The organism is Streptomyces sp. NPDC001100, from assembly GCF_053598575.1.
Genome location: NZ_JBSFKO010000007.1, coordinates 131,600 through 153,435, shown reverse-complemented (window position 1 = coordinate 153,435; position 21,836 = coordinate 131,600). Strand labels below are relative to the sequence as shown.

Below are 21,836 nucleotides of genomic sequence, written 5' to 3'. Positions count from 1 at the left end.
GCGGCTCCGGCGGACCTGTGCGTTCCGCCCGTGCCGCCTCGGTCTTCCCTGTATCCCCCGACCTCCGCGTCTCCCTCACAGCCCGAACAGCCCGGCCCCGTTGTGATGGCAGACCGCCCGCAGCCAGTCGTCCCCGAGGCCCAGCCGCTCCAGGGCGTGCAGCTGGTGCAGATACGGATACGGGATGTTCGGGAAGTCGCTGCCGAGCAGAACGCGGTTTCCCAGGGCAGCCAGCCGGGGGAGCGCACGCGGTGGGAAGGGGGCGAGGCGTTCGCTGAAGTCCGTGAACGTCATCGTGGTGTCCAGCCGCACCTCCCCGTACCGTTCGGCCAGGTCGAGGAAGTCCTCGTACTCCGTCATCCCCATGTGCGCGACGACCAGCCGCAGCCGCGGGTGCCTGGCCAGCACCCGGCCGATCGGCTCGGGTCCCGTGTGCTTGCCGGGAGCGGGTCCCGACCCGCAGTGGATCACGACCGGTGTACCGGACTCGGCGAGCAACCCCCAGGCCAGATCGAGGAGTTCGTCGGCCGGGTCGTACGCCCCGACCTGCACATGCGCCTTGAAGACCCGCGCACCGGCGTCCAGCGCCTCCCGGACATAGTCCTCAACTCCCTCTTCCGGAAAGAGAGTCGAGGTGTGCAGACAGTCGGGGGTGCGGGCGGCGAAGTCGACGGCCCAGTTGTTGAGCCATCGGGCCATGCCGGGCTTGTGCGGGTAGAGCATCGCGGTGAAAGCGCGTACTCCGAACTCCCTTATCAGCGCGACCCGTTCGTCCTCCTCCTTCCGGTACGTGATCGGCCATTCCAGCGCCCCGCCGGTCGAGGGCCCGAGCGCGTCGAAGTAACCCCAGACCTTGCGCAGCACCCGCTCGGGCATGAAGTGGGTGTGCACGTCGACGAGCCCGGGGAGCCCTAGCCGCTCCCAGAACCGCCGGATCTCGGCCGCCTCGGCCGCCGTGCCGCGCTCACCGGTTCCGCCGGCCTCACTGTCCATGTCCATACGGGACCCCATTCCTGCCCATCGCTAGCGCACCGGCCCCTGCTCGTCCACATGGAAGGCGGGCGTCCCCAGAAACACCTCGGCGGTCACCGGCCCATAGGCGACGTTGAACGTGTCCAGCCAGTACGACCAGTCCCGCACACCGGCCGCACTGCTGAAACGGTAGTTGAGCTGCCACCGGACCCACTGCCCCGGCACGAGCCGCACCGCGGGAGGCCGGCGCCGTCTCGGCGGCAGCCCGAACAGCGGGTCCACACGCGGGAACACCCTCAACCGCCCCCCGGTCTCCCGGAATTGGATCGCGACCTGCTTCCGCTCCGCCAGACCGTCGTACGGCGCGAAGTCGTCCTTCTCGTGCATCCGGACCGTGTGGACCGACTGCGCCGACCCGTCAGGCAGCGGGAATCCGACCGGAACCGCGTTTCTGCGCGCGGCTGCCTCGCCTCCCCGTGACCGCTTCGTCCAGGACGTGCGGACCCACTGGACGGTGACCTCCATGACGCCCCTCCCCGTTCCCTTCCCCGTCCTCAGAACAACCCTTCCTGGACCCCGGGCGCTTCCCTCCTGAACTCCCGCACCGGCACCGTGAATTCGACCGTGTCGCCCCCGGCCGGGATCAGCTCCCACCCCGTCATCAACCGCGTGTCCAGCACGACCACGCCCCGTCCGGTGGCGAGGTGGAGATCCGGTCCCGCCGCCGCGAGCACCTCCCCGCTCACCACGCCGCCCGCGATCAGCCCGCTCACCTCGCCGACGGGGGCCGGGAGGTCGGTGAGGCCGAACACCTCGACGTGGTCGACGGGTTGGTACGGCTCGCGGTGGAGCGCCTCCGGCCATTCGCGCAGCGCGAGCGCCCGGGTGTGCAGGTCGGCGAGCTCGGCCGCGCGCTCCGCCGCCGAGCCCGGGAGCACGGAGCGGACCGCGCGCTTCTCGCCGTAGGGGATCCGGTCCGGTACCCGGAGTGCGGCGCGCAGGAGTTCCTCCGAGCGGCGGGCCGCCATCAGGGGGCCGAGGCCCAGCCAGCTGAAGCAGACGGCGCCCTGCTCAAGCAGCCGGGCGGAGCCGCGCTCTTCGGCGGTGATGCCGACCTTGAGCAGGCCGGGGCCGAACCAGGCCAGATATACGTGGTACGGCCGCGGGTCGTCCGCGATCGTGTCCGCGGCGACCGAGTGCGCCCGGTCCAGCCGCGCGCACTCCTCGCACCGCGCGCCCGTGCTCCGCTCCGGCACGGCTGCCCGCAGCGGACACACGTGCCCCCGCGCTCCCACACATGTCCGCCCGCCCCCTTCCGCGACCTCGAAGGCCACCCGCTTCCCCCGGGGCAGCGGGCTCCCGCGCCCGCCGTCCCACTTCAGCTCGGGACCGCCTGCCGTCCATCGGAGTCCCGAGCACTTCCACGTCCGTGGTGCCCGTGATGTCTGTGCCATCGCTCACGAGATTAGAGGGCGCCACTGACAACGGCCTCGGCCCCGCTTCAGCCTGCGGTTTCTCCGACCGGAACGGGCTGGCGGGTCTCCGTCGCGTGCCCCTCAGCCGGCCGCCCCCGCCCCGCCAGCCGGCACCCGACACACCCGGCGTGCCCGGCCCGCGCCAGCGGGTCCCGTACCCGCATCCCCCACTGCGCCCGGTCCCGCCGCCCGGACGGCTTGCCCCAGCCGGTGAGGTGGAGCGCCCAGGTGACCAGGACGGCGACGACGACGATCCCCAGCCCGCCGCCGATCAGCGCGGCGGAGACGGTGCACACCCCCACGCCCGCGACGGCCGTCCCGACGGTGGCGATGCCGAATCCGGTCCACCCGGCGACCGTATGCCCCTCGTCATACTGGTGTGCGCTCATGTGCCAGCCCCCTTCGACAGATCCCCGACAGATCCCGCAGATCTCTCACTATCTAAGAAATTTAGAGTATTAACCTCTCACTAGCTAAGGCAATATCCATGCAAGCCAAGCCCCGCCCCGCCGCCACCCCGGCCCAGGCACTGGACGCGATGGACTCCCTCATCGCCACCGCACAGCTCGGCCAGCAGGAAATGGCCGAACGGCTGGGCCTGAACGTCACCGATCTGCTCTGCTTCGCCTGCGTCCTCAAGGCGGGCGAGAACCTCCTCACGGCCGGCGACCTGGCGGAGCACGCCCACGTCACGACGGGCGCGGTGACCGGCATCCTCAACCGGCTGGAACGCGCCGGTTTCATCACCCGCGTCCCCGACCCCACCGACCGCCGCCGCGTCCGCGTGGCCTCGGTACCGGCCGCGGTGACCCGAGTCGTCGCGCTCTACGGCCCCTACTACGACCGCCTCAACGCCCAGTTCGCCGACTACTCCCCCGAGGAGATCGCCGTACTGGCCGACTGGTTCGCGCGGACGTCGACGCTGGCGCAGGGCTACATCGAGGAACTCCGCGCGCGGGACAAGGAGCAGGACGGTGAGTAGGTGAGCAGACGGGGAGTGGGAGTCGGGGGTATGCCCGACCCCGTTGGTGTAGCGGGCTCCACCAACGGTTCGGGAGACCGCTTCATCGTGCCCGCAGCCGTACGACGGCATCGTTGATCTCAGCCGGTCAGGAGGACCGGCGCAGGTCGAACGGCCGCCGTACGGAGGGAAATCCCATGACAACCGCTCCCGGTCCGTTCGCTTCCTTCGTACGGTTCGTGGTGTGCGGGGGCGGGGTCGGGGTGCTGTCCAGCCTGGCGGTGCCGCTGCTGGCCGCGCTGATGCCGTGGGGGGTGGCGAACGCGCTGATCACGGTCGCCTCGACCATCCTCTGCACGGAGCTGCACGCCCTGTTCACCTTCGGCACCGGGCGCCGTCCCGGTCTGCGCGAGCACTGGCAGTCGGCGGGTTCGGCCACGGCGGCCTACGCGGCGACGTCCGCCGCGATACTCGTCCTCCACACCGTCCAGGCCTCCCCCTCCATGCTCACCGAACAGATCGTCTACCTCAGCGCCTCGGCCCTCGCCGGCATCGGCCGCTTCCTGGTCCTGCGCCTTTTCGTCTTCGCCGACAGCACCGCACGGACCCCCGTCACGATCCCGGTACTGCCGGTCCCCGCGGCGCCCGTGTTCAGCGCGGCGGCGTGAGCGGCCCGCGCCCCAACAGCCCCGCGCACCAACGGAAGTGACCGTCGCTCCCGTCCGAGGAGAACAGGTCGTAGGTCGCCAGGGCGTACGCGCGCTGGTAGAGGGCGAGCGTGTCCGGACAGTGGCGGAGCTCCTCGGCGAACAGACGGGTGAGCACGGCGGTGTGGTGTCCGGCGTACGGCCCGTACATGTCCCACACGGCGGCGGTCACCGCGACCTCGAAGGCGGGGTCGCCGGCCGTGGTGAAGAAACCGAAGTCGAGTACGGCCGTGGGTGCGCCGGTGTCGTCGACGTGGATGTTGGGCGGTACGAGGTCGCCGTGCACGACGGAGACGAACGGGCCGTCCGGCAGCGCCACCAGGGACTCCGTGGTCCGTCGCACGATCGCCGCGAGGTCGGGAACCCTGGCGGCCAGCAGCTCACCGTGCCGGCCGACCGCACGCCGGACGAGGTCGGCGAGCGCGTCGGGGAAACGGGTGTGCCCCTCCCAGAGGGGACGGTCGTCGCCCTGGACGGTGAGACGGCGCATGGCCTCGGTGCCGGGTACGGCGGCCAGGGCGCGCAGCACCGTCAACAGGGCGTCGGTCTCCCGCGCGGGCAGCTCCCGGGGCGGCGCCACGATCGCCGAGTCGGCCCGCATCGGCGTTCCCCGCAGCTCGCGTTCATAGGTGACGAGGACACCCTCGTGCTCCTCGACGGCGAGGATCTCCGGCGTGGCGAACGGCAACGACGGCGCGTGCCGGGCGATGTCCTCGTAGACCCGCCGTACGAGGTCCGGAGCGGCCGGCCGCCGCCCGCTCCACACCTTGGCGACCGTCCCGTCGCCGAGCCGGTAGACGGCACCTTCGACACCGACGGCGAGCGGCCGGGCGCCCGGGTGACCGCGCTCGGCGAAGTGGCGGACCCAGGCGGCGGAGTGCTGTTGACGGTGGGTGCTCATGGCCGAAGTACATCCGAGTGGACCCGAGTAGACCCGTGTGGCTCCGAGTGGAGAGGGCCATCGGCTCGTCGACCGGCTCGCCGGCGTCCGCACGGCAGTGCGGGGGACGTCGACTGCGGGGTCGTCGGGGCCACGGATGCGGTGGCCGAGCAACTGCCGTTCGCCGGCGGGGCGTTCGACACGAAGGCCCGCCGCTGTCCACCCGTCGCCGCGGAGGAGACGCGGGCGCAGTAAGGCGGCCGGATCAAGGCCGCCTTGGCGGACGGGAGTTGGGACGCGCGGCACGGGGCGCTGCGGGACGCGGAGACCCATGAAGGGGCACCCGTCCTCGTACGTTCGGTCCGCTGAAAGGGGGAGGAACAGTGGGCGTGGCTGTGCACGCCCGGTCCGCCGCCGGAAACCCTGTTCCCCTCCGGAGGCCCGGCCCCCGTGGCTGGGCCGTCCTGCCTAGCCCGCCCGGCGGTAGGCCTCGTCCAGTTCCGAGAACGTCGCCGGCCCGTCGTCGAGCGGCAGGGTCTCGTCCTCCCCGAAGTCCGGGGCCTGGAAGGGGTTCGTCGCCGGAGGGGGCGATCCCGCGTTGGCACGGCGGGACGCCCCTTCCGGGGCGGAGAACAGCGAGGTCAGTTCGATGAGAGGTCTCCCGTTCGTTACAGGCCGCCAGGACCTGGTGTGCCGTGACCGGGCACTGCGGGTCCTACAGCTTGCTCATCTTGGCGTACGGACTCAGGATGCGCTCCTGAACCGAGCCGAAGTCGACGAGCACCGCGATGCCGTCCTCGATGCCGATGACCCGGCCGAGGCCGTACATGTCGTGTGTCACCTGGTCGCCCACGGCGAAATGCTTGGGGGCCGCCGCGGCCGGTGCCTTGAAGGGACTGGTGGGCAGATAGCGCTTCGGTGCAGCTGGCTTTGTCATTGCTTCCAGTATGGGCCTAGACACGCGTCTCGCTGAGGCCGTCCACATCGCTTGTTCATCACAACCTGGTCGCCGACCTCGCGTACGACCTCACCGAGCACCCGAAACCATGTGAGCAACGTCACTTCGACGCGTCCTCCGTCGGCCTGGACAAGGAGGAACCCGGGACGCCGGACCGAAACAGGGACCCTGTGGAGTGATCCACAGGGTCCCTGTCATTGCTGTGCACTCGGCAGGATTCGAACCTGCAACCTTCTGATCCGTAGGCGGGTGCAGCACCATCGCGTAGTGCTCGCCCGCTGGGATCTGTCGGCTCGTCCGCCGATGGCGGGTACGCCACCGTACGCGGTTGTACGCCTCTGTTGATGTCAGCTACTGATGTCACGTCGCAAGTTGGGACGCACTCCAGACCTGAGTGGAGTTGCAGAGACCCACCACCTCAGATGCGTGCGGCACAACCACCCGGAAAGGATGGCGAGTCAAGAACAATCCCATACTGGATCCCAGAAGCGGTCGAGTTTATGACATCCCTCCGCCGCGCACCAGGCCCGCGGACATGAAACCCTGCATCATCGACGTAAACCTTGACCTCGTCGTACATCATCTTCAAACGAGTGACGTGTATTTTCGATGGAGGATAAAAGGTGGCGATAAACTGAATATCGCGAGGAGCGTTCCTGATCTTCAGCGTCTTACCTGGAGCCTTTCCAAAGAATTCAATATCCCAGGAGTCGACACTAAATTCGACTTCGTTCTCACGTATAGCCAAAGCCACTTGGCCATTCTTGTCACGTATCAGGCCATTCAATAGGATCTGATCCCCGTCAAACGTGAAACTAATGAACTCTTCATCGTTGATGAGGAACGGAACCAACTTCGAGCGATACCCGAAGAACCGATTACTGGAAACCTGAATCTCACAGGCGTCCCCATAGAAATGAAGACCATAGGGTGTCGAGATACCCCGCTCGACGTTTACGGGATTCGCGTTCTTCCTCCGAACAAGTTCCAGAGGCAAGAGACCGTCCGTCTTCTCTCGGTGATGCCTACTGCAGAGAAGGGTTAGGTTGTCTGCTTCATGAACATGCACGTCGGAGTACGGCGTCATATGATCGATGTCATATAGAGGCAACCCGCACACTACACACCCGAAACCGCATCGTTGCCGAACTTCACGCTTGATGTGTTCGGGTATATGTTCCCTGGCATCCTTGGCCATGAGATTGACCAACCTTTAGGTATCAGCGCAACTTGCGAAGATCTTAGCGGATGATGTTGATTCGCGCCTGCGGCGCAGGAGATGTCGGCAGGTCGGGCAGCTCACGGCGGGGGCATGAACACCCCGACGTTTTGACCCCGCCGACGAGCGCGACGCAGGCTCCCCAACTGTGCGAATGGCCGCATGGGCGTTCGCACAGTTGGGTCAGAAAGGGCGCGTACACGGAGGCGAACATCAGCATCCACAACGCACTCGACAAAGAAGTAGGACAACGACGTTAGCCCTCTGGCGTCTCTGTCGACTGGTCGAGCTGCTGCTGCCGATTGCGCTGGTCATTCTTGAGGTTCTCTACACGCTCGGTGAATTCCAACAAGGCAGCGCTGCCCTTGTAGCGCCCCACTTTCAGGTTGACGGAGTCGTACTCCTCCTGATGTCAGTAGGGCGTGTCTTTTTTGCTGGTCAGACCGCCGCTGTCCCGCGCATCAGCCACTTGCTGCGGCACTTCGAGAGGCGTACACACGTCTCTGCGCCCGTCATGGGGACCAACCGCCAAGAGATCATGCGGCAAGGTGACCTCACCGGCAGGGCGTTGGGCCAGCCAACCCGAACGCCTGTGGCCCGGCGCCTCAGTGCGGACGTGCGTGAATCCCAGCCGTTCGTAGTAAGCGTGCAGCCCCGTGTTGGTGCGCCATGTGTCGATACGCACCCAGCTTCGGCCTTCCAATGCTGCGAGGCGCGACATCCAGTCGATGACCCGTGTACCGAGATGCCGGCCTGACGCTTCGCGCGCCACCATCAGCTTGTACAGGTACAGCCCCGACTCAGGGCGATCGGCGTCCCTCCAGAAGTCGCGGTCAACGGGGCCACGACTGACAGTCGCGAGCACCCTGCCCTGCTCGCCAACGACGACCCAGGCACGCCCTTCATCTATGCTGGCGCGCCATTTAGCGATGGCCCGTTCGCCTGTCTCTGGGTCGCTCCACTGATCCGTGCCTTTTGTGCGCAACCACCCTTCCGCCTCCTCGCGAAGGGCCAAGAGGGCGGGTACATCCTCCGCCGCCGCAGGGCGGAGGTACTCAGTCCGTGCTGACTTCATAGAGGATCTTGTGCCTGTCTCCGGGAAGGATGGTGACCATACAGCGGAGGGGGCGACCCTCCGCGTCATAACCTGTTCGGGTGTGCTCGGCGATTGGCGTTGCCGCAGGTAGGGCAAGTAGTTCAGCCTCCGGTCGGGTCGGCATGCGCACTGAGATTTCGTCCACGTACTTGGCTTGGACGAGTCCCACGGAGGCCAGGATGCCGCCAGGTGCCGAGACGTCTCGGGGCTCCATCAAAGGCGTGCCGATCACGAGTTCCTGCGGGAAGTACGAGTCGGCGAGCGCATAAGGCCGGTTGTCTATGTACCGGACGCGCTTGCGTGCCACGGCCAAGCCGTCGGCAGGCAGTTCGAGGCGCTCACGCACGTGAGACGGAGGCTCGACGATCGACACCGTGATGTCCTGACGAGGCGCGTTCCCGCTCTCCTCAATCACGCTCGCCCATTGGTCACCAGCCGTCCGCCCTTCGACCGCGTTGGCATGGCGGCTCCGGCTCTCCAACGTCGTCCAGTTCCACACCACAGGCGGGTAATCCTCGCGGACGTACTTCCCTTGCCCCTGCCCCGTGACGACCAGACCTTCCTCAATCAAGAGGCGGACACCGGAGCGGATGGTTTCGCGGCTGTAGCCGTACTCGCTCATCATCTTGGATTCGCTGGGGAGCGCCTCACCCCCGCTCAACGTCCCGGACAGGATCTGTTCGCGCAGGTCGTAGGCGATTTCCTGAGCCTTCGTCATACCGCGTCGCACCGACAAGACTTCCCCTCTGCTCCGACTCCTCCGTACAAGTTAGACCAGGGGGCTTGACTCTCCAAGTCCAAGTCATGCAGTCTTCTGGCACGGCACTCCTCCAGACAAGCCAGACGGGGTGTCACGTACAGCGTTGCCGTAGGACTGCCCGGAGGAAAGCCCCGCAAGGGGGGAGTACGAAGGAAGCCGCCGTTACTTGAAAACTCAACAGAGCGCTTGAGGGAGACCCGCCCCACCTCCGCAAGTGGGCGGGCGCGCACGGTTTCTGTCCCGTGCGCGGTACAGCGCAACTCGACCTTTCCGCAGCTCATCCGCTGCGGCCGGTTGCCTCCGCTGCTCGTCTCGTACGAGCGGCGCTGAGGGGAGCCGGACACCGACTCCAACGGCGCGCGGCCCCGGTGCTGTAACACCGGGGCCGCTGTTCGGGCCGTTCCACGCTGAGAGGAACACGACCCAATGAGCAACATCGTCACTGTTCAAGAGGCTGTTACCGCGTTCGCCGAATGGCGTGAGCCCACCGACGCGGAACTGGACGCGATCGACTCCGAGATGCCCGTGATCCTGGCGGATGTCGACCTGATCGACGCGCAGATCATCACCCTGGACCGCACCCCCAGTGAGCTGGACGCGCAGCGCGTCCGCCGCGCCTGGCGTCGCCTGCTGACCGCCCGCCGCGAGCTGGCCAACCACACCGCCGACGGGATGCTTCCGGAGGTGGGCGCGTGAGCACTACCGACCAGAACCTGACCGCCGCGCATGCCGAGGTGAAGGCGGAGATTGCGCGGACCGACAACAAGACCGCCCTGCTTCTCGCGTTCGTCGGCGCGGTTCTCGCCGGCGCGTGGACCATCGCGAGTTCCCTCCCGCTCACCCCGCCCGCCATCGCGGTCGGAGCTCCCGGCATGAGCCTGCTGGTCGGCGCGGCCGGACTGATCCTGCGTTCCGTCCGCCCCAACCTGAAGGGTCGGCACGGCTTCCCGCTGTGGGCCACCCTCACGCCCGAGGAGATCGCCGACGCGGTGTCCGGTGACCTTGCTGCCGACATCGCGGGCCTGTCCCGCCTGGCGGTCGCCAAGTTCACGTGCCTGCGCCGCGCGGTCGACCTGACCCTCACCGGCGGCGCCCTGCTCGTTCTCGCCCTGCTGATTACGGCGGGGGGTGCGGCATGAACGCCGACACCCGCGCGTTCCTCGCTGCCGTCCTGGCGGCCATCGACATTCCCTCACCGGCCACCTACGGCGATCGCGAAGCGTTCCAGCGACTGCTGGAAGACCGTGTGCTGGACGCGGTCGTGGCTCTGACCGGTGCGCTCGATGAGCCGCCGGCCTCCGACTGGGGGCTCGGCTGGCACACCGACTACCTGCGCAAGCGGCTGGCGACGAAGCCGCCGACCACCTACCGCCACTTCAACGCGGGCGGGGGTGCGGCGCGATGAACTCCAAAGGCCGCAAGCTGCTCGTCACCGCCCTGGTCGTGGTGGTGGGGATGGCGTTCCGCGTCTCGTGGAACGCGCTGCGGGACATCGCCAACGCGATCGGCGCGGACCACACCGCCGCCACCCTCTACCCGTTCGTGGTCGACGGCCTGATGGCCCTCGCCCTGGTCGCCACCCTCGTACTCGCCGGCGACGATCGGAAGTTCGCGCTGAAGGTGCTGGGCACCTACACGGGCGCCTCCCTGGTCCTCAACTACGTCCACGGACTCGTTCCCGCCCTGCACGGCGCCACGGTCGACTGGGGACGGTTGGCCGACTGGGACCCCGCCAACTGGGCCCTGGTCCTGCTCGCGACATCGCTTCCAGTCGGGTCGATCTACTTCGGATCCGATCTCGTCGCGAAGGTGCTGCACCACCAACCCGCCCCGATTCCCACCCCGGTCGCAAATGCGGAGGAATCTACCGAGACCACAGTGAAACGGTCTACGGCTGACCTGCCGGAATCGACCCCCGCACCGATCAACGCGCCCGCCGTGGCGAACCCGGTCCGGACGCCCGATCCGGTACCGCTCGGCTTCCTGAAGTCGACTCTCCCGCTCAAGCCCGTACCCGCCATCGGATCGGCCCCGGTCAACACGATCGGGTCGACTCCGAAGCGGACCACGGTTGCGGCCACGTCACCCCGCCCGCGTGCGGCGACCGGCCGCGTCCCGGACGCGGGCCGATCGACCCGACCCAAGCGCACGCAGGCGCAGTTGCTCGATGAGGCCCGCACCGCGACCGCGAACCTGCCGGATGCGAAGGTGACCGCAGAGGGCATCCGCCGGGAGATCCGCACCTCGCCGGCCAACGCCCGGATGCTGCGGGATGCCCTGCTTGCCGAGCGCGCCGGTACGGCTGTCGGGACGCCGTGATGTCGGCTGCCTACGGCAAGTGCTTCGACCCGTCCGGCGCCCGCTACGGCGTCCCCACCTTCCCCTGGAAGTACGCCCCCAGTGACGAGCAGTACGCCACGCGCCGGCAGTTACGGGCGCGTGGCCTGCGTCCGGGGGGTCAGCCGATAGCGGCGCAGGTCATGCGCATCAACCGCCGCACCGGCACGGTCCGCGTCGCCTACCTCTACCGCATCGACCTCGCCCTGCCAGTACGGCCGATGACCTCGCGGAAGTGGGGCGCCCTCGCGCTCGCGATGCTCGCCCGCCAGACGTGCCCCGTCTGCAAGGTCACTTACAGCTACTGCATGCCGCGTTCGCTGGGCTGCTGCGTGCTGTGCGCCTACCCCACCAACACCCCTGCTCTGAAAGGGAGTTGATCGTGTCGAAAGCCGAGATCCGCCGACTGGACCGTGAGATCCAGAAGACCGCCGCGAAGCTGGAAGCGGTGCAGCGGGGCGAGTGGTGGCCGCTGAACGGCTCCGAGCGCCGGGCCATGGCCCGCGCCATCGCCGGCGGCTCCTACCAGGTTGTACGCGGCCGGAACCCCGGCCGTGCGGAACAGCAGATGGAGACCACCGGTTCCGCCGCCGAGATGCGGCTGAACGCCGAACTGACCGCCCTGCACTCCGAGAAGCTGCGACTCATCACCGAGGCCGCCCGCGCCAAGGCCGCGAAGAAGGCGTCGGGGTGGTGGTGACCGTGACTGCCGAGGTCACGCCGCCCGGCGAGTGCCCGCAGTGCTGGCAGCACGCCCACGACAAGCGCATACACCGCAGCCTCAGGCCCCGGCAGGACTGCCCGCAGTGCGTCGACCACATGGTCAACGGCTGCCCCTTCATCGTGCCGAAGAAGCCTTCCCGCTGGTTCTGACCAGCGACAACGCCCGGGGTGACCGCCTCTTTCCACGGACCCGGCCACCCCGGGCGCCCTCTCTCAACTCCCGCCCCCGAAAGGGCAGTCAGGAGCAGTTCCAGCATGTCCGAGAACGTCGTACGCCTCGTCAAAACCCCGCCCACCGGCCCTGAGCCGGACGGGACGCCCACGGTGCTGACCGTGGTCCCCGACGCCCCGCCGGCGCCCCTGGTGCCGCTGTGGGTGCGCTCCGGGCGGGCCGTGAAGACGGCGGTCACCCACGAGAACACCAAGGCCGCTGCCCGGGCGGTCGCCCGGCACAGCCTCTACACGTTCAACGGCGGGCGGATCGTGGCCCGCCGCACCTGGGACGGCAAGACCGGAGCCCGCTACGAACGCATGATCCGCGCGGCGGAAGCCGCGGGGAACCTGGAGCTGGCGGAAGAGTGGGAGGAGCGGTTGCAGCGTTTCCGCGCCGCCCGCCACCACCGCCGCATGGACCTCCTCCACTCCCCCGTCGAGGCCGCCAAGGGTGTCGGGGTGGGTGCCGCGATGAGCGTCGGGGCGCTGGTCGCGCTCGGGATCGTGATGGCGATCAACAACCACGACATCCGCGACGTCATCACCCCGTTGAAGGCCACGGTCGAGTTCATCGCGACCCTGATCCGGATCGTGCAACTCGTCTGGCCCACCGCCGTGATCCTCGGTCCGCTGTTCACCCTGCTCGCCCTGTGGAGCGTGGGCAGCAAGCAGCAGGCGGCACCCCAGTGGGCGCTCCCCGCCAACGCCCGCAGCAGCGAGGGCGAGCCGATCACCCCGTCGATCGTCGTCAAGGCCCTGCGCGACCTGGGAGTTGCCGCACTGCGCACCGCCATCAAGGACATGGGGGATGCCGGCGCGTCCATGCTGTCCCCGATCACGATCGCCGGATGCGGGGTCGAGGTCGACGTCACCCTGCCCTCCGGGGTGTCGACCAACGAGGTGCAGGAGCGCCGCCGCAAGCTGGCGGAGAACCTGACCCGGCATGAGCACGAGGTGTTCATCACGATCCCCGAAGCGGCCCGCACGGTCCGCCTGTGGATCGCCGACAGCGGCGCGCTGGACGAGCCGATCGGCCCCTCGCCGCTGGTCACCGACGAGACGATCACCGCGAACTACAAGACCGGCAAAGCCCCGTGGGGGCAGGACCTGCGCGGGGACGCGGCAGAGCTGAGCGTGTATCAGCGCCACCTGCTCATCACCGGCCGCTCCAACCAGGGCAAGACCGCCTCGCTGCGCTCCCTGGCCCTGTGGCTCGCGCTCGACAAGTCGGTGCAGTTCTGGATCGCCGACCTCAAGGGCGTCGGGGACTGGAGCATGTTCGACGGCATCGCCGACGTGCTGATCGAGGGCCCGTCCGATGACCATGTGATCCAGGCGACCGAGATGGTCGAGGACGCGGTCACCGAGATGAATCGCCGCATCGAGGTCCGCCTGCGGGACGCGAACGTGACGTTCCCGCCGCTGATCGTCCTGGTCGACGAAGCGCAGAAGGCGTTCATGTGCCCGGCCGTCGACGACGCCAAGCGCCCCTACGGCGGATCCAAGGCCACCTCGCGGTACTTCATGGCCGCACGCACCATCCACAACCAGGGCCGTGCGGTCGACGTGCTGCTGTGGCAGGGCACGCAGGACCCCACCGACCAGAACCTTCCCAAGCTGGTCCGCGAAGGCGCCCACACCCGCGCCTCCCTCGTGCTCGGCTCCGAGTCGCAGGCCAAGATGGCGCTCGGGGACAAGGCAGTCGAGGACGGCGCGGCCCCGCACCTCCTGCGGCAGGGCCTGGACAAGGGAACCCTGGTGGTCGCCTCGGACGGCATCGACATGCCCAAGGGCCAGTCCTCGATCACCGTGCGCACCCACTTCATCGACGACGACCCCTCCACGGAGATCGCCAACCGCGCCAAGGCACTGCGCTCGGGGGTCACCACCCTGCACGTCATCGAGCGGGGCGAGAAGCGCGACCCGCTCGCCGACATCGCGTCCGTCCTCGGCAGCGAGTCACGCGTGCTCACGCACGACGTCCTCAAGCGGCTCGCCGCGCTGGACGCGGACGCCTACGGCCGCTGGACCAACGGCGACCTCAAGCGCGTCCTGGAAGCGGCCGGCGAGGAGCCGAAGAAGTCCCACGGACGCATGGTCGTGCGCCGCGAGGACGTCGCCCGCGCCCTGGAGAACCGGGACGCAGACGGTTCCGCTTCCGCCTCCTGAACCCGGGGAGGCGCACCCTCCCGACGCGGGGAGGCGGGGAGAACTCCCCAACCGCCTCCCCACCCCACATCCCCCGCTTTGATCAGCGGAAACATCGTTTCGGGGAGGCGGGGAGGCACCCCAGGCCACAGCCCCGAAACCCCCTCCACAGCGCCCCCCGAAGGGGGTGTGTCCGCCTCCCCGACCCATGCCCGGAAGGGATTCCGCATGTACCCCGAACCCGCCCGCCACGCGCCCGCCGAACGGGCCGTGGAAGTCCACTACCCGGCCCCCATCGCCCCCGCCGCCACCGCGCCGGCGCCCCTCATTCCGATGCAGCCGGGCAGCATCCCGTCCGTGGCGAGCATCGTCCTGCCGGACGGACGCGTCGTCACCGGCTACGCCATCAACCCCGCACAACCCGAACCCCTCGCCGCCAAACCGCCCGTCTCCCGCGCGGCCGTGAACATCGCCCTCGGGGGCGTCGGCTTCCTCGCCGTGTGCGGCGGACTGATCCTGCTCACCTCGTTCATCGCCGCACTGACCGCGCTCATCACCCAGCTCATCACCCTCGCCGCCGTCATCTTCGGCGGGTGGATCGCCGTGCAGGTCTTCAGCACACGCGGCCACCAGAGCGGGACCACGGTCAACATCCGCAAAGCGATCTTCAAGCGCAACCACTTCCACAGCTAGCTACGCCAAGGGCGACCCCTCCGTCTCGCCAAAGAAGCGGGGTCGCCCTTGCCCAACCAGCCCTCAACAGACCTGTTGGAGGTCTCCAGCATGACCCAACCCACCGACATTCGGCGAGCCCTGCCACACGCGCCTCCCGCCCCCGCGCTGGGAGCTCCCGGCGGCATGCGGTTCTACCTGACCACCCACAAACGGCACTGGCTGCGCCTGACCAAGGTCCCGCTGTTCCTGAAGTCCGAGCACTGGGACCGTGCCATCAAGTGGGACGTCGCCCAAGGCCCCTACGCGGTCGACTCCGGCGGCTTCACGGAGCTCAAGGACAGGGGCACCTGGACCCGCACGCCGCGCCAGTACGTGCAGGATCTGCACCGTATCTGGGAGCACGTCGGCCCCTACGACTGGGCCGCACCCCAAGACTGGATGTGTGAAAACGCCATCATCAACGGTGGCTGGTTCGGCGGACAGTACTTCGTCGGCACCCACCTCAGCGTCGAAGAACACCAACGCCGCACCGTTGAGAACTTCCTCGAACTGCGCTCTCTCGCCCCGACCTTGCGTATCGCTCCTGTCGTGCAGGGCGACACCATCCCCGCTTACGAGCGGTGCGTAGAGCTGTACGAGAACGCCGGCGTCGACCTGCGAGCCGAACCGGTCGTCGGACTCGGCTCCGTGTGCCGCTTGCAGTCCACCAAACAGGGTGCCGAGATCGTCACCGCGATGGCCGCGCACGGCTTCAAACTGCACGGCTTCGGCTTCAAAATCCTCGGTCTCGAACGCGTCGGCCACCTCCTCGCCTCCGCAGACTCCGCCGCCTGGAGCTCCCACGCCCGCCGCCGCCCACCCCTGCCCGGCCACACCCACAAGAACTGCGCCAACTGCATCGACTACGCCCTCAACTGGCGCCAGCACGCCATCCGATCCATCCCCACCCACCACCAAATGCTGCTCACCGACAGGGGTGCCGCATGAACCACACCCTCCTGACCGCCGCCCTGACCGCCGCCGCGCGCGGCTGGCACGTCTTCCCCCTGCGCCCCGGCAGCAAGCAACCCGCCCTGCACGGCGCGGAGCGCTGCACCACCACCGGTGACTGCGCCGGCGGACACCGGAAGTGGGAGCAGCGGGCCACCACCGACCCGCACCGCATCACGCAGTGCTGGGAGACCCACCCCGCCAACATCGCCATCGCCACCGGCCCCTCCGGCCTGCTCGTCGTCGACCTCGACACGCCCAAAACCACCAACGGCAAAAGCACCAAGGGCAGTTCGGACGCGCCTGACGGCGCGGCGACCTTCACAGCGCTCTGCGAGCGCGCCGGACACCCCGTCCCCGACACCTACCGGGTGCGGACCCCCAGCGGCGGACAGCACCTGTACTTCACCGCCCCCGCCGGCCTCCGACTGTCCAACACGGCAGGAACCATCGGGGAGTTGATCGACACCCGCGCCTGGGGCGGCTACGTCGTCGCAGCGGGCAGCATCACCCCCGCCGGAGCCTACGAAGCCCTGAGCGCCCCCGTGGCGGCCCCGGTGCCCGGATGGCTGCTGAGCATCCTGCAACCCGCCCCCAGGGCCGTACAGGCACCCTCAGGGCCCGTAAAGGCACAATCCCGCTCATACGCTGACACGGCGCTCGCCAACGAAACGCGGAACGTCGCCACGGCCCAACCCGGCTCGCGGGAGGGCGCGTTGTTCCGGGCGGCACGCGCCCTGGGACGGCTCATCGCGTGGGGCGACCTCCCCCGACATGTGGTTGAGCAGGCTCTTCAGGAGGCGGGGGAGTCGACCGGACTCACCGCCGCCGAGTGCCGCTCCACCCTGCGCAGCGCACTGAACTGGTCCATCACCCACAACCAGGCCAGGCGGGATACGGCATGAACACCCCACCCCGCCCCCGCCTGAAGAGCATCACCCCCACCACAACCAGCCCCCGCCTCGCCGAACCCGCCTCGCCACGGGCGGACTTGGGCGAACCGAAGGACGTCGCCGAAGGCGTCCCCACTGCTGTTGTCCCTGACCCGAGCTGGGACGACGGACGTCGCCCCGTGGCCTGGCTCCACATCACCGCACCCCCGTCCTGGGGCGTCACCCCCTCCGCCCGTTCCTGGTGCACCTGCGGGTACGACCGTCAGGCCATCGGCCGCGCCGCCGTCCTGCAACTGATCGCCGCTCACGGCGAACACCACACCACATGCCCGCTGTTGAACCCCACGTCGGAAGGCAGGGCCGCCGCATGACGACCAACGACGCCACCTCGGACCTGTGGGAAGGGTTCGAGCACATCGAACCCGAGCAGATCACCGGCCCCGCCTGGGACGAACCTGTTCCCCTGCGGGCCCGCCCGCCCCTCCCCGACTTCCCCGTGGACGTCCTCCCCGCCTGGCTGGGCGGCATGGTGCGCGGTGTTGCCGAGGAGACCCAGACCCCGGCGGACCTCGCGGGATGCCTGGCCCTGGCAGTGCTCGCCACCGCCGCCGGCGGGCGGGTCAAGGTGTGCGTACGCGGCCACTGGCGCGAGCCCGTGAACATCTACACCGCCATCGCCCTGCCCCCCGGCAACCGGAAGTCAGCCGTCTTCGACCTCATGGTCAAGCCGCTACTCGATGCCGAGAAGGCACTGATCGAACTGTCCGGACCCGTCAGGGCGGAGGCGGAGACGCTGGCACGGCTGGCCAAGTCCGCAGCCGAGAAAGCCGCGGGCAAGGCCGCCAACGCGGAGCCCGAACACCGCGACACCCTGACCGCCGAAGCCGTCCAACTGGCCCAGGACGCCGACAAGATGAGGGTTCCCGCCGAACCGCAGCTCGTCGCGGACGACGTGACCCCGGAGAACGTCGGGACACTCCTGGATGAGCAGGGCGGGCGGATCTCCTGCCTGAGCGCCGAGGGGGAGCTGTTCGACATCATCGCCGGCCGCTACACGGGCAAGCCCAACATGGGGATGTTCCTCAAGGGCCATGCCGGGGACATGCTCAGGGTCAACCGGCAGGGCCGTAGTGCCCAGCACGTCGATTCGCCGGCGGTCACCATCGGTCTGGCGGTGCAGCCGGAAGTCCTGGACGCGCTCAGCCGCATCGACGGAGCCGACGGACGCGGCCTGCTCGCCCGCTTCCTCTACTCCAAGCCCCTGTCCCTGGTCGGCTCCCGCAGCCTGACCCCCGCCCTGCTGGACGAGCACGTGGCCGCCACCTACGCCAAGCACCTGGCGGGTCTGACGCTCGCTCTGGCGGATTGGACCGACCCCGCCCTCGTGCAGCTCACCCCGGAAGCCGACGCGGTCCTGCTGGCGTTCCAGAAGGTCACCGAGTCGCGTCTCGGTCCGGACGGGAGCTTCGCGCCGATCGTGAAATGGGCGTCCAAGCGGGACGGCGCCGTGGCCCGCATCGCCGGACTCCTGCACCTCGCCACCCACCCCGAGGACGGCTGGCACAAGCCCATCGAAGCCTCGACCATGGCCGCCGCAACGCAGTTGGGCGACTACTTCACCGCGCACGCCCTGGACGTGTTCAGCGCCATGAGCGCCGACCCCGCCCACGAATCCGCGCTGACCGTCCTCGCCCAGCTCGTCACCACCAACCCCGCACAGTTCACCAAGCGCGAGCTGTTCCGGACGCTGCGACCGGCCGACTTCCCCGCCATCAGCGACCTGGACCCCGCCCTCGCCCTGCTCGAAGAACACGGCTGGATCCGTCAGCTCCCGCCCCCGCCCCGCTCCGGCAAGGGTGGCCGCCCGCCCTCGCCCCGCTACGAGACCCACCCCCGCATCGCGCGCGGAGCCTGACACAACCCCCAGACCGCCGACAGAACTGACACAACCCCCCACCCAAGCCGCTGACCTGCACGAACATCCATGATCGCGGTTGTGACAGAACCAAGTTAAAACCCGACAGAACCCCCGGCAGCACCGCCGGGCGTCCTGTGACAGAACCTCCCTCCGAGAGGTTCTGTCAGGTTTTAATTCGGTTCTGTCAAAGATCCAGAACTCACCGAAGCCGCAGGTCAGAGACCTGTAGGCGAGGTTCTGTCAGTTCTGTCAGCGGATGGAAGACACCCGAGCGGCGAACTGGGTTCCCGAGCGCCCCGCCCTCTCCTCACCCCAAGGAGATCCCCGCATGAGCACCGCCCTGCCCGCCACCGCTGAGGCATTGACGGTTCCTGAGGTCATGCATGCCCTGCGCCTCAGTCGCAGCAAGGTCTACGACCTCTTCCGCTCCAAGCAGCTCGACAGCTTCACCGTTGGCCGCGCCCGCCGGGTGCCGGTCGACGTAGTGCGCCAGTACATGCAGAACCGACTTGAGGAGGCCGCCTGATGGCAAAGCGCCGCGCCAATGGCGAGGGAACCATCACCAAGCGCAAGGATGGCCGCTACCAGGCAGCCGCATACGTCTTCCGCCCGGATGGAACTCGGACCCGGAAGTTCGTCTACGGCCAGACCCGCGAGGAAGTCGCGGACAAGCTCACGGAGTTGCAGGAGAAGACTCGTCAGGGCATTCCTGCCGCGTCCTCGACCATGGCGTTCGGTGACTACCTGACCTACTGGCTCGCCGCCATCGCACCGGAACGGCTCAAGCCCTCGACCCTGAACAGCTATGAGGGGTTGACCCGCCTGTACATCCGCCCCGCGCTCGGCAAGAAGAAGCTGAACCGGTTGACGCCAGCAGATGTGCGCCGCTTCCTCGGAGAGTTCAAGAACTCCTGCCTGTGCTGCCTCCGGGGCGCGGACAAAGAGCGTTCTGAGGAAAAGCGCTCCTGCTGCGCAGTCGGTCGGTGCTGCGAGCGTCGTCCTTCGGCCCGCACCGTGCAGTACATCCACGCTGTCCTCCGTTCCGCTCTACAGCAGGCGATGCGAGAGGAACTGATCGCTCGCAACGTCGCACGGATCGTGGAAACCCCATCCGTCACCCGCAAGGAGGTGCGTCCGCTGGACGCCGCAGAAGTCCGACTGTTGCTGAAGACGGCCCGACCTCACCGCCTCTATGCCCTCTGGCTGCTGCTCGTCTCGACCGGCTTGCGCCGAGGAGAGGCGCTTGCGCTCACCTGGTCGGATATCGACCTCACGAACGGTCAGCTTCGCGTCCGCCGGAACGTGCAGCGCATCCGGCGGGAACTGATCTTCGGAACTCCCAAGACCACACGGTCAATCCGCACAGTGTCCCTGCCGAGGCACTGTGCGCGAGCCCTCACCCAGCACAGCGACCAGCAGGAACGCGAGCGTCTGATCGCGGGAAAGAAGTGGCAGCCTGCACCTGGCCAGCCCGATGGGTTGATCTTCACCACGGTGACGGGTCGCGTCACGGACCCCCGCAGTATGAACCGGATGCTCACCATCCTGTGCAGGGATGCAAACGTGAGGCGAGTACGGGTGCACGACCTTCGGCACACCTGCGCCTCACTCTTGCTCTCCCAGGGTGTCGACGCCCGAACGATCATGGAGACGCTCGGACACAGCACGATCACGATGACGCTGGACACCTACGCGCATGTGATGAACACGACACTCAGGGCCGCTGCGGAGCGCATGGACGACGCGCTCAATCTCGATGATCCCGACGAGGAATCGGAGGGTGACGAAGAGCCGAACGCTGGCGAGTAAGCGCCGCCCCTGACAGCGTTGATGTCCCCCGCTGATGTCAAAGGCCCCTCAGGATCATCCTGAGGGGCCTTTGACCTGTGTGCACTCGGCAGGATTCGAACCTGCAACCTTCTGATCCGTAGTCAGATGCTCTATCCGTTAAGCTACGAGTGCTTGATTTTCTCTTGTTTTCCTTCGCCGCTCCCGGCCCTTCCGGCCCGCTCGCGGCGACAGGAAGAACATTACATGACTGCCGCCGCCATGTGAAATCCGTTAGCCGTACCCCTTGTGAGCTGCGGAAACGGCCCGAAAACGACCTTGCGAACGACCGAAGCCCCGGTCGGTTCGACCAGGGCTTCGGATGGGGTGCGGAGGCGGAGGGATTTGAACCCTCGATGGGATTTGCGTCCCAAACCGCATTAGCAGTGCGGCGCCATAGACCGGACTAGGCGACGCCTCCAGCAACGACCTCCCGCGCGAGCGCGAGTGGTGCGTGCAGATGATGACACAGACGAGCGGGGTGCCACCAATCGCGGTCCACGGTACTAGGCAGGCGGGCCGCAGGGCAAAGCCGTTGATGCCGGCCGCCGTGTCCGCAACGTCGGGGGACGGTGGGCGTTAGTCAGGTCATGTTGCAGGTCAACCGTCTCCTCGTGATCGCCGCCGCGTCCGCCGCCACCGTCGGCGCACTGGCCGCGACGCCCGCCACCGCGTCCCCCACGACCGCCGGCACCCTCGCCCCACCGCCCGTCCACGACGAGGACCAGTCCGGCGCCGACCACCTCACCGTCACCGTCCGCCACGCGGGCGCCGCCGACGGGACCCACGATCTGTACTGCCACCCCGGCGGCGGCACCCACCCGGACGTGACCGGCGCCTGCGAGGCCGTCGGCCGCAACACCCGGTGGGGCAAGGACCCCTTCGCCCCGGTACCGCCCGACAGCATGTGCACCATGCTCTACGGCGGCCCCGCCACCGCCCACGTCACCGGCACATGGGCCGGACGCCCCGTCGACACGACGTACGACCGGAGCAACGGCTGCGAGATCTCCCGGTGGAACCGGATGGTCCCGCTGCTGCCCGACCTCCATCAGCAGATGTCCACAGATGTCCATCCGTAGGG

At 68.3% G+C, this 21,836-nt stretch carries 27 protein-coding genes and 2 tRNA genes; 18 read left to right on the top strand and 11 right to left on the bottom strand.

The features are described 5' to 3' along the window. Positions 1–75 precede the first annotated feature (75 nt). Genes ACWDEW_RS12540 through ACWDEW_RS12525 form a run of 4 tightly spaced genes read right to left on the bottom strand, consistent with a single transcriptional unit; the run spans position 76 to position 2,836 of the window. Positions 76–993 (bottom strand): amidohydrolase family protein, encoded by a 918-nt coding sequence (locus ACWDEW_RS12540; protein WP_450512435.1) that lies wholly within the window; start codon positions 991–993, stop codon positions 76–78. Positions 994–1,023: 30 nt separating this feature from the next. Next, on the bottom strand, positions 1,024–1,497 hold the full coding sequence (locus ACWDEW_RS12535) for a hypothetical protein (protein WP_450512155.1): 474 nt from the start codon (positions 1,495–1,497) through the stop codon (positions 1,024–1,026). Between the two features lie 29 nt (positions 1,498–1,526). After that, positions 1,527–2,426, bottom strand: coding sequence for a DUF2797 domain-containing protein (locus tag ACWDEW_RS12530; RefSeq protein WP_450512153.1), 900 nt, complete (start codon positions 2,424–2,426; stop codon positions 1,527–1,529). A gap of 47 nt (positions 2,427–2,473) precedes the next feature. Next, positions 2,474–2,836, bottom strand: coding sequence for an HGxxPAAW family protein (locus tag ACWDEW_RS12525; RefSeq protein ID WP_450512151.1), 363 nt, complete (start codon positions 2,834–2,836; stop codon positions 2,474–2,476). 98 nt (positions 2,837–2,934) lie between these two features. Between ACWDEW_RS12525 and ACWDEW_RS12520 the strand changes: the two genes are divergently transcribed. Both ACWDEW_RS12520 and ACWDEW_RS12515 read left to right on the top strand, forming a co-directional pair. Continuing rightward, complete coding sequence (locus ACWDEW_RS12520) at positions 2,935–3,429, top strand: MarR family winged helix-turn-helix transcriptional regulator (RefSeq protein ID WP_450512149.1); 495 nt, start codon at positions 2,935–2,937, stop codon at positions 3,427–3,429. Positions 3,430–3,605: 176 nt separating this feature from the next. Beyond that, positions 3,606–4,076 carry a hypothetical protein gene (locus ACWDEW_RS12515; protein WP_450512147.1) on the top strand — a complete coding sequence of 157 codons (471 nt, stop codon included), beginning with the start codon at positions 3,606–3,608 and terminating at the stop codon, positions 4,074–4,076. Here ACWDEW_RS12515 and ACWDEW_RS12510 read toward each other — a convergent pair. From ACWDEW_RS12510 to ACWDEW_RS12490, 5 genes are all read right to left on the bottom strand, one after another. Then, on the bottom strand, positions 4,060–5,016 hold the full coding sequence (locus tag ACWDEW_RS12510) for a phosphotransferase family protein (RefSeq protein WP_450512145.1): 957 nt from the start codon (positions 5,014–5,016) through the stop codon (positions 4,060–4,062). The two genes, ACWDEW_RS12515 and ACWDEW_RS12510, sit on opposite strands and share 17 nt — an antisense overlap. Positions 5,017–5,710: 694 nt before the next feature. Next, positions 5,711–5,932, bottom strand: a complete 222-nt coding sequence (locus ACWDEW_RS12505) for a hypothetical protein (protein ID WP_019073270.1) — start codon at positions 5,930–5,932, stop codon at positions 5,711–5,713. 439 nt (positions 5,933–6,371) lie between these two features. Next, positions 6,372–7,151: an HNH endonuclease gene (locus ACWDEW_RS12500; protein WP_450512143.1), complete on the bottom strand. Its 780-nt coding sequence runs from the start codon at positions 7,149–7,151 to the stop codon at positions 6,372–6,374. A gap of 433 nt (positions 7,152–7,584) precedes the next feature. After that, entirely contained in the window at positions 7,585–8,247 is a 663-nt protein-coding gene (locus ACWDEW_RS12495; RefSeq protein WP_450512141.1) for an N-acetyltransferase family protein, read from the bottom strand. After that, complete coding sequence (locus ACWDEW_RS12490; protein WP_450512139.1) at positions 8,228–8,986, bottom strand: GntR family transcriptional regulator; 759 nt, start codon at positions 8,984–8,986, stop codon at positions 8,228–8,230. The genes ACWDEW_RS12495 and ACWDEW_RS12490 overlap by 20 nt, the downstream gene beginning before the upstream one ends. Positions 8,987–9,454: 468 nt before the next feature. Here ACWDEW_RS12490 and ACWDEW_RS12485 point away from each other — a divergent pair, with 468 nt between their 5' ends. The 15 genes from ACWDEW_RS12485 to ACWDEW_RS12415 all read left to right on the top strand — a co-directional run bounded on the left by ACWDEW_RS12485 (position 9,455) and on the right by ACWDEW_RS12415 (position 20,734). After that, a complete protein-coding gene (locus tag ACWDEW_RS12485; protein ID WP_450512137.1) occupies positions 9,455–9,724 on the top strand; it encodes a DUF6284 family protein in 270 nt (89 codons plus the stop codon). Continuing rightward, positions 9,721–10,167 (top strand): Pycsar system effector family protein, encoded by a 447-nt coding sequence (locus tag ACWDEW_RS12480; RefSeq protein ID WP_450512135.1) that lies wholly within the window; start codon positions 9,721–9,723, stop codon positions 10,165–10,167. The genes ACWDEW_RS12485 and ACWDEW_RS12480 overlap by 4 nt, the downstream gene beginning before the upstream one ends. Continuing rightward, entirely contained in the window at positions 10,164–10,433 is a 270-nt protein-coding gene (locus ACWDEW_RS12475) for a hypothetical protein (protein ID WP_450512134.1), read from the top strand. Before ACWDEW_RS12480 ends, ACWDEW_RS12475 begins: the two co-directional genes overlap by 4 nt. Continuing rightward, the gene (locus tag ACWDEW_RS12470; RefSeq protein ID WP_450512132.1) at positions 10,430–11,347 is read left to right on the top strand and encodes a DUF2637 domain-containing protein; all 918 of its coding nucleotides are present in this window, start codon (positions 10,430–10,432) and stop codon (positions 11,345–11,347) included. Before ACWDEW_RS12475 ends, ACWDEW_RS12470 begins: the two co-directional genes overlap by 4 nt. After that, positions 11,347–11,745: an RRQRL motif-containing zinc-binding protein gene (locus ACWDEW_RS12465; protein ID WP_450512130.1), complete on the top strand. Its 399-nt coding sequence runs from the start codon at positions 11,347–11,349 to the stop codon at positions 11,743–11,745. The genes ACWDEW_RS12470 and ACWDEW_RS12465 overlap by 1 nt, the downstream gene beginning before the upstream one ends. A 2-nt stretch (positions 11,746–11,747) precedes the next feature. Next, positions 11,748–12,065: a hypothetical protein gene (locus tag ACWDEW_RS12460; protein WP_450512128.1), complete on the top strand. Its 318-nt coding sequence runs from the start codon at positions 11,748–11,750 to the stop codon at positions 12,063–12,065. Further along, positions 12,062–12,238, top strand: coding sequence for a pRL2-8 (locus ACWDEW_RS12455; RefSeq protein WP_450512433.1), 177 nt, complete (start codon positions 12,062–12,064; stop codon positions 12,236–12,238). Before ACWDEW_RS12460 ends, ACWDEW_RS12455 begins: the two co-directional genes overlap by 4 nt. Positions 12,239–12,343: 105 nt before the next feature. Next, the gene (locus ACWDEW_RS12450; RefSeq protein WP_450512126.1) at positions 12,344–14,470 is read left to right on the top strand and encodes an FtsK/SpoIIIE domain-containing protein; all 2,127 of its coding nucleotides are present in this window, start codon (positions 12,344–12,346) and stop codon (positions 14,468–14,470) included. 207 nt (positions 14,471–14,677) lie between these two features. Next, complete coding sequence (locus ACWDEW_RS12445) at positions 14,678–15,142, top strand: hypothetical protein (RefSeq protein WP_450512124.1); 465 nt, start codon at positions 14,678–14,680, stop codon at positions 15,140–15,142. A 90-nt stretch (positions 15,143–15,232) separates the two neighbouring features. After that, on the top strand, positions 15,233–16,111 hold the full coding sequence (locus ACWDEW_RS12440; protein ID WP_450512123.1) for a deazapurine DNA modification protein DpdA family protein: 879 nt from the start codon (positions 15,233–15,235) through the stop codon (positions 16,109–16,111). Continuing rightward, complete coding sequence (locus ACWDEW_RS12435) at positions 16,108–17,019, top strand: bifunctional DNA primase/polymerase (RefSeq protein ID WP_450512121.1); 912 nt, start codon at positions 16,108–16,110, stop codon at positions 17,017–17,019. The genes ACWDEW_RS12440 and ACWDEW_RS12435 overlap by 4 nt, the downstream gene beginning before the upstream one ends. Continuing rightward, positions 17,016–17,378 carry a hypothetical protein gene (locus tag ACWDEW_RS12430; RefSeq protein WP_450512119.1) on the top strand — a complete coding sequence of 121 codons (363 nt, stop codon included), beginning with the start codon at positions 17,016–17,018 and terminating at the stop codon, positions 17,376–17,378. The genes ACWDEW_RS12435 and ACWDEW_RS12430 overlap by 4 nt, the downstream gene beginning before the upstream one ends. Then, positions 17,375–18,922, top strand: a complete 1,548-nt coding sequence (locus ACWDEW_RS12425) for a YfjI family protein (protein WP_450512117.1) — start codon at positions 17,375–17,377, stop codon at positions 18,920–18,922. The genes ACWDEW_RS12430 and ACWDEW_RS12425 overlap by 4 nt, the downstream gene beginning before the upstream one ends. Positions 18,923–19,253: 331 nt before the next feature. After that, positions 19,254–19,451 carry a helix-turn-helix domain-containing protein gene (locus ACWDEW_RS12420; protein ID WP_450512115.1) on the top strand — a complete coding sequence of 66 codons (198 nt, stop codon included), beginning with the start codon at positions 19,254–19,256 and terminating at the stop codon, positions 19,449–19,451. After that, complete coding sequence (locus ACWDEW_RS12415) at positions 19,451–20,734, top strand: tyrosine-type recombinase/integrase (protein WP_450512113.1); 1,284 nt, start codon at positions 19,451–19,453, stop codon at positions 20,732–20,734. Before ACWDEW_RS12420 ends, ACWDEW_RS12415 begins: the two co-directional genes overlap by 1 nt. Positions 20,735–20,814: 80 nt before the next feature. Here ACWDEW_RS12415 and ACWDEW_RS12410 read toward each other — a convergent pair. Continuing rightward, positions 20,815–20,887 (bottom strand) — tRNA-Arg (locus tag ACWDEW_RS12410). Positions 20,888–21,082: 195 nt separating this feature from the next. Further along, positions 21,083–21,173, bottom strand: a tRNA-Ser gene (locus ACWDEW_RS12405). Positions 21,174–21,342: 169 nt separating this feature from the next. Between ACWDEW_RS12405 and ACWDEW_RS12400 the strand changes: the two genes are divergently transcribed. Next, positions 21,343–21,834 (top strand): SSI family serine proteinase inhibitor, encoded by a 492-nt coding sequence (locus ACWDEW_RS12400; protein WP_450512111.1) that lies wholly within the window; start codon positions 21,343–21,345, stop codon positions 21,832–21,834. The last annotated feature ends 2 nt before the right edge of the window (positions 21,835–21,836 follow it).